The following is a 6,396-nucleotide window of genomic DNA, read 5'->3' on the forward strand; positions in this document are numbered from 1 at the left end:
GGGGGGGCGGCCCCCCCCCCCTCAGTCTTTCTCCGGCCCCGAGCACTTCCTCGATGAGCTCCGCCGCCCGTGAAGGACCGTCTATCTCCGCCGCTTCCTTCGCCAAACGCTGCGCGCCGGCTGCGTAGCTCTGCCGGCTCAGCACGCGGCTCAGCGCCGCGCGGATCGACCGGGGCGACGGGAAGCGGACCTGCACCCCGGCGCCGGCGCGCTCCACGCGGTAGGCGTTCTCTTGTTGGTCGCCGTGGCCCGGCACGACGACGAGCGGCACTCCCGCAGAAAGCGCGCGCACGACCGTTCCGTGGCCGCCGTTGCAGATCTCGGCGGCGACGTGCGGATGGATCGCGCGGTGCGGAACCCCTCGCACGACCACGACGCCCGGAGGCAGCGGCGACGGGAGCTTCGCCGCGCCGGGCGTGACGACGGCCCGAACGCCGAGGCGACGGACGGCGTCGAGCGCCGGCCCGAGCATCCGGTCGCCGTCGTACGCGGTGCTCGGAGCGACGAGCACGAGCGGACCGTCTCCGCCCGGTGGCTCGAAGTCACCGCCCGGGTACTCCCACAGGCACGGCCCCACGATGTGCGCGTTGGATGGCCAGTCGGGGCGTGCGATCTCGAGCGACGGGAGTGTCGCCACGAGCACGAGCCGTTCGCTCAAGCCGACGTCCAGACCGCTTACCGGTGGAAGGCCGAGCCGCGCTCGTCCGATGTTGAGATTGGTTCGCGCACGTTCGAGATCCTTGCGGTTGTTCGCGCGCATCCACGCGTCCCGGAATCGCAGCGGCGGCATGCGGCCCGGTGGCCGTCCGTATCCGAACGGCGGGAGCACGCGCGACGGGACGTGCAACGGATGTACGACGAGCGTCGCGTACGGGATCCCCATCATGTCGGCGCCGAGCGCCGCGCCGAGCGTGATGACATCGACGACTGCAGCGTCGGGCTGCAACGCTTCGAGAAGTGGACGCATCGCTTCCGCTTGTGCGGCGGCGTCGTCGTACGGCCGCAGATCGTGCAGCGGGCTTCCCTGCACTCGCGGCAGGAGCGTGAACCCGAGCCCGGCCTCCTCGGCCTCGCTCGCGTGTGCGTCGCCGGAGGCGAACGTCACGTCGTGACCGCGGGTCGCCAACGCCCTGCCCACGGCGAGCATCGGATGACCGTGACCGGGGCCGGGAAGCGTGGCGCAGAGGATCCGCATGGCCGAAAGGGAACCCTCAGGCCCTCCGGGCCGTCAAACCACATGTCCGAAGCGCCCCAGGTACCCCTTGGGGCGCTCGACCTGGAGGTGCCCCATGCGGCGACGGCTCGTGGTCCTTTTCGGCCTTACCCTTGCATTCCTCACCGTCGCCGGCCCGGCGCTCGCGTGCGGGGGCCTCTTGAGCCCGAACGGCTCGGTCAATCTGCTCCGTACGACCACGCTGGCCGCCTATCACGAAGGCGTCGAGCACTACATCACGTCGTTCCGCTTCGTCGGAGGCGGCGGCGCGAAGTTCGGCTCGATCATCCCGCTGCCGGGCGTCCCCACCGACGTCGTCAAGGGCGGCGATTGGACGCTGCAGCGGCTGCTCCGTGAGGTGCGGCCGCCGGCTCCTGAAGCAGCGTTCGCGCTGAGCGCAGGCTCCACCGCGCGCGATGCCAAGGTTCTCCTTGAAGTCGCGATCGACGCGCTCGACATCACCGTGCTCGAAGGCGGCGGCTCCCAGGTCGCGAAGTGGGCGACCGACAACGGCTTCGTTCTCTCGCCCGACTCGCCCGAGGTCCTCGACTTCTACGCCAAGCGCTCGCCGATCTTCCTGGCTGCGCGATTCGATTCGAAGCGCGCAGCCAACCAAGGCCTCGCCGAGGGCGACGGGACCCCGATCCACGTCATCATGCCGACCCCGAACCCGTGGGTCCCGCTGCGGATCCTCGGTCTCGGCAAGCAGCCCGGCGAGCTGATCACGGCAGACGTGTTCCTCCTCACCGACCGCGCGCCGGCGATGCTTCCCGCGGCGGTCGGAGTGAAGGCCGGCGAGCTCATCCCGCGCACAAGCGGGATGCGCCTCGGGCGCTCAGAGTGGGCGAGCAAGCAGCTCCTCGCGGATCTCCGTTCCGACCGTGGGATGGAGTGGCTGCCGGCGAAGAACATGTGGCTGACGTTCCTCGAGATCGACACGCCGGCCGGGCTGCTGAAGTACGACCTCGCGATCGACGCGAGCGGCGCGGCGCAGCCCTCGTATGTCGCGGCGGGGCTCACCGACGCGCTCGAGCGGGTCCGCGAGATCGTCACCGGAGACGCCGTGTCGTGGGTCGCGATGCTCGCGCTCGGCTCGGTCGTCGGTGCGGTCGCGGGCTTCCTGGTCCGGCACCGCTTGACCGCGAGCGTCTAAGGATCCGGACGTGCGTGTGGCGAACGCGAGCAGAGCGCTGCGTCGGGCGGCGATCCTGCTCGCGTGCGCGTCCGCGTTCGCTGCATGCTCCTCAGAGCCGGCGCGCAAGACGATCGAAGTCAAGATGCGCTACTCGAAGTACCTTCCGGGAACGATCGCCGTCAAGGCGGGGACGACGATCGACTTCGTCGTCGTCAATGACGACCCGATCGCACACGAGTTCATCATCGGCACCGAGGCCGACCAGAAGGCGCACGAGAAGGGTAAGCCCGGCGATCCGCACACCGGCCCGGGCGAGGCTTCGATCCCTGCCAACGAGACCGTCCACCTCTCCTACACCTTCGCTCGCGCCGGCACCATGCTGTACGCGTGCCACGTGCCCGGCCACTACACGTACGGGATGCGCGGGACGGTTCAGGTCACCTGATCGCGAGTAGCATCGAGGGCGATCGACATGATGATCTCCCACTCTTGGTCTCGCACCGGCTGAACCGACAGCCGAGAGCCGCGCTGCAGGAGCACCATCGCTTCGAGTCCCGGGGTTGTTCGCAGCTCCGGTAGCGAGATCATCCGCGGGAACCTCTCGACGAACCGCACGTCGGGCATGAACCACTGCGGCTTCTCGGGCGTCGAGCGCGAGTCGAAGTACTTGCTCTCCGGGTCCCACGCAGTGTGATCGGGATACGCCTCCCTCACGACCTCGCAGATGCCGACGACGCCGGGCGGGTCGGCGCTCGAGTGATAGAAGAACGCTTGCTCGCCGACCTTCATCGCGAGGAGGTTGTTCCGCGCCATGTAGCTCCGCACGCCGTCCCAGTGTGAAACCCCGAGGCGCTCGAGGTCGTCGATCGAGAACGCCTCGGGTTCGGTCTTCATCAGCCAGCGCGCCATGAGCCGGAATGATACGCGCGCTAGTCTGAGGCGGGAGGCGCGCTTTCCTCGTGCGCGTTACGACATGGATCAGATCGTCCAGCTGGCCGGCGCGCTGTTCATCCTTTCCGCGTTCATCCTCGCGCAGATGAACCGACTCCGGCCCGAGTCGGCCGTCTACCTGCTGCTCAACTTCGTCGGAGCGGGGCTGCTGAGCGTCGTCGCGCTGATCGACCGCGACTGGGGCTTCGTGCTTCTTGAGGTCGTGTGGACGCTGGTCTCAGGAGCCGGACTCGTCCGACTCTCGCGGGGGCGAGGACGCCGAGTGACCGCCTGACGCGACGCATCGCGTCGCACGCGCTCCCGCCTTCGCGCCTATCCGGTCTCCTCGTCCGCCCGTACTCGGCGAGCACGCGCGAGGAGCACCGTGCCCACCACACCCGACACGAGCGACCCTGAGAGGATCCCCACCTTGGAGGCGCTGAGGAGCGGTCCATCGGAGTAGGCGAGGCCGGCGATGAAAAGGGAGACGGTGAAGCCGATCCCGCCGAGGGCCGCGATGCCGATCACCTGCGTCCATCCCACGCCCTCCGGTAGCCGGGCGATGCCCAGCCGGGTAGCCACCGCGGCGCCGAATGTGATCCCGACGATCTTCCCAACGACGAGCCCGACGATGACGCCGGCAGCAACCTCGCGTGAGGTCGCGTCGTCAAGGCCGGCCCCGGCAAGCCGGACTCCGGCGTTCGCGAGAGCGAACATCGGCACGACGAGGAAGCTCGTCCACGGGTGGATGATCTGCTCGAGTTGGGGAGAGATGCGAGCCGGCGTGACCAACGCGAGCGCCACCCCCGCGATCGTCGCGTGTACACCCGACTCGAATACCGCTACCCAAACGGCGACGCCGAAAATCAGGTGCACGGGTCCCCAGCCCACCCCGAGCCGCCGCAGCAGGACGACGGCAGCGAGCAGTCCCACTGCGATACCGAGCGCGTCGATCGAGATCGAGTCCGTGTAGAAGAAGGCGATCATCAAGATCGCGCCGATGTCGTCGACGATGGCGAGGGTCAGCAGGAAGAGCTTCAAGCCCACCGGCAGGCCGCGGCCGACCACGGCCAGGACGCCCACGGCGAATGCGATATCCGTCGCCATGGGGATCCCCCATCCGCGCGAGCCGGAGCCGCCGGCCGTAACGGCCAAGAAGATCAGCGCGGGCACGACCATGCCGCCGAGCGCGGCCGCGGCCGGCAGGACCGCGGCGCGACGGTCGCGGAGCTCACCCGCGACCAGCTCGCGCTTGATCTCGAGCCCGACCACGAAGAAGAACAGCGCCATCGCTGCATCGTTGATCCAGTGACGGATGTCCTCGGTGATCGTCCATCGTCCTGCGCCCACCGTTAGCTCTGTGTCCCACAGGTTCTCGTATGAGCCGGGAGCGAGGTTGACCCAGATCAGCGCCGCGGAAGCTGCGGCGAGGAGAAGGATCCCGCCGGCCGCTTCGGTCCGAAGGAAGAGCTGCAGCGGGCGAACGACGAATCTCTCGCGGAATGGCGCGGTCTCGTCATCTGAAGCTTTCGGCATGCCGTCCCCGCAAAAAGACAAAGTGCGCCGTCTGCCGACCAGACTTCCCGGCGCACCGCGCGAAACGATAGCAGAGGGAGCTCCAGACGGGTCCGGTCCGGGTGAGGAGCCCCTCCTTGAGGACAACGTCCGTTGCTCTTCTTCCAGGGACCACCGGTGCGTTTCTTGTATCAATTCGGGCGCGCAACATGCGACGCCAGATCGAGACAAGAACGCGGTCGGTTCGGATATCGGAAGGTCAAGTGGAGACGATCGGATTCGAACCGACGACCCCCTGGTTGCAAACCAGGTGCTCTACCAACTGAGCTACGTCCCCTTCGGCGACATGGTACCCCTGCAGCGCGCAGGATCGACTGGGGAATTGCAGAACGCGCGGGAGATGCCCGCGCGTTCCACGTGATCCTTCGAGGCCGCTAACCCGATGGGCGGGCTTCCTCCCACCCGGATTCCTCGCCCCCGCGCTTCTTCTTCTTCATGAAGAAGAACAGTCCGGCCACGGCCGCGAGCATCGCAGCGAATAGGCCCTTCTTGCCTCGCTTCTTGCCCTCTTCCTCGGCCATACGGCCCCCTTTACTCGGCTCGACCGAAGGTCGTTCCGATGCTATTCCGTCGGGGACACTCCGCACAACCCCCGTGCGACGTCGGCCAAGCGCTATCGCAGCGGCGTGAGCTGCGCGACGTGAAGGACGACCGCTCTCCCGAGCAGCGATTCACTGTCGATGCTGTCGGGATCCGACACTGCGCGGATCCCGATCACCTCGAACTCGAAGACGCCGTGACGACGGCGGTCGTGAAGATCCCCTCGCCGATCGCCATGCAGACGAGCTCTGCGTCGGGAGCAACCGCAACGTGCTCGGGACCGGTCGTGCCGTCTGCTGCGATGATCCCGGCCACGTGCGTTCCGTGACCGGCCGTCAGATCGGAGTTGTTGAACGGGAGCTGGTCGACCGGGACGACGAGCGTGTTGCTCGAATCCGGCGGCAGATTCAGGTACTCCGCGCTGACCAGCTTGACGTTGTGGACGACGCGGTCGGCGATGTCGGGCTGGGTCGCGTCGCAGCCGGAGTCCACGATGCCGACGGTGATGCCCTTCCCGGTGAGGCCCTTCGCGCGGAGCGCCGCTCCGCCGATCGAGTCCGACGACACGGTGTCGAGCAGCTCGTTCTGCTCGTCGGCGTACACGTCGTTCGCGACTCCGGAGGTGACTGCGGACTCAAGCGCCGCGACCGGCCCGAGGACGAGCGCCAGCGGCAGGCGCTTCATCGGCTGGGCGCGCAGGCCGAGCCGCCGGAGCGCGACCACCTGCTCGTGCGTGGGAACCCGATCGAAGGTCGCGATGCCGCGGACGACGTTGGCGCCTTGGAACGAATTCAGGATCCGGGCAAGCCCGGCACGTGGGCTGAACTTCTTGGGTGGCGAGGCGTACCGTGAACCGCCGTTCCTCCCGGTTTGGGCCCCGGCGGAGACGCCACGCCGGGTGGTTTCGACGAGCGATACGTGGGCCCGGTTGTGTCTGGGTGCAGCGGATCGTGAACACGTGACCTGAGGCATGTGTCGGGTCATCGTGAACGCCTCCGACGGC

At 68.0% G+C, this 6,396-nt stretch carries 8 protein-coding genes and 1 tRNA gene; 3 read left to right on the forward strand and 6 right to left on the reverse strand.

Annotated features, from left to right (window positions below):
* Positions 1-1,195 (reverse strand): nucleotide disphospho-sugar-binding domain-containing protein (locus WEB06_18510; protein ID MEX2557611.1); only part of this gene is annotated, 1,195 nt, incomplete at its 3' end.
* Positions 1,196-1,289: 94 nt separating this feature from the next.
* Between WEB06_18510 and WEB06_18515 the strand changes: the two genes are divergently transcribed.
* Together WEB06_18515 and WEB06_18520 are read left to right on the forward strand one after the other, a co-directional pair.
* Positions 1,290-2,366: a DUF2330 domain-containing protein gene (locus tag WEB06_18515; protein ID MEX2557612.1), complete on the forward strand. Its 1,077-nt coding sequence runs from the start codon at positions 1,290-1,292 to the stop codon at positions 2,364-2,366.
* Between the two features lie 10 nt (positions 2,367-2,376).
* Positions 2,377-2,793 carry a cupredoxin domain-containing protein gene (locus tag WEB06_18520; protein MEX2557613.1) on the forward strand — a complete coding sequence of 139 codons (417 nt, stop codon included), beginning with the start codon at positions 2,377-2,379 and terminating at the stop codon, positions 2,791-2,793.
* Here the strand turns inward: WEB06_18520 and WEB06_18525 are convergent.
* Positions 2,781-3,257: an EVE domain-containing protein gene (locus WEB06_18525; protein MEX2557614.1), complete on the reverse strand. Its 477-nt coding sequence runs from the start codon at positions 3,255-3,257 to the stop codon at positions 2,781-2,783. The genes WEB06_18520 and WEB06_18525 overlap by 13 nt on opposite strands.
* A gap of 64 nt (positions 3,258-3,321) precedes the next feature.
* Here WEB06_18525 and WEB06_18530 point away from each other — a divergent pair, with 64 nt between their 5' ends.
* Positions 3,322-3,573, forward strand: coding sequence for a hypothetical protein (locus WEB06_18530; protein MEX2557615.1), 252 nt, complete (start codon positions 3,322-3,324; stop codon positions 3,571-3,573).
* Positions 3,574-3,611: 38 nt separating this feature from the next.
* Here the strand turns inward: WEB06_18530 and nhaA are convergent, their stop codons facing one another.
* The 4 genes from nhaA to WEB06_18550 all read right to left on the reverse strand — a co-directional run.
* Positions 3,612-4,814, reverse strand: a complete 1,203-nt coding sequence (nhaA, locus tag WEB06_18535; GenBank protein MEX2557616.1) for a Na+/H+ antiporter NhaA — start codon at positions 4,812-4,814, stop codon at positions 3,612-3,614.
* Between the two features lie 243 nt (positions 4,815-5,057).
* A tRNA-Ala gene (locus WEB06_18540) sits at positions 5,058-5,130 on the reverse strand.
* 97 nt (positions 5,131-5,227) lie between these two features.
* Positions 5,228-5,374, reverse strand: a complete 147-nt coding sequence (locus WEB06_18545; GenBank protein MEX2557617.1) for a hypothetical protein — start codon at positions 5,372-5,374, stop codon at positions 5,228-5,230.
* A 193-nt stretch (positions 5,375-5,567) separates the two neighbouring features.
* A partial coding sequence (locus WEB06_18550) for a S8 family serine peptidase (protein ID MEX2557618.1) occupies positions 5,568-6,396 on the reverse strand: 829 nt, incomplete at its 5' end.

The sequence above is a fragment of the Actinomycetota bacterium genome, from assembly GCA_040905475.1.
Classification (GTDB): Bacteria; Actinomycetota; AC-67; order AC-67; family AC-67; genus DATFGK01.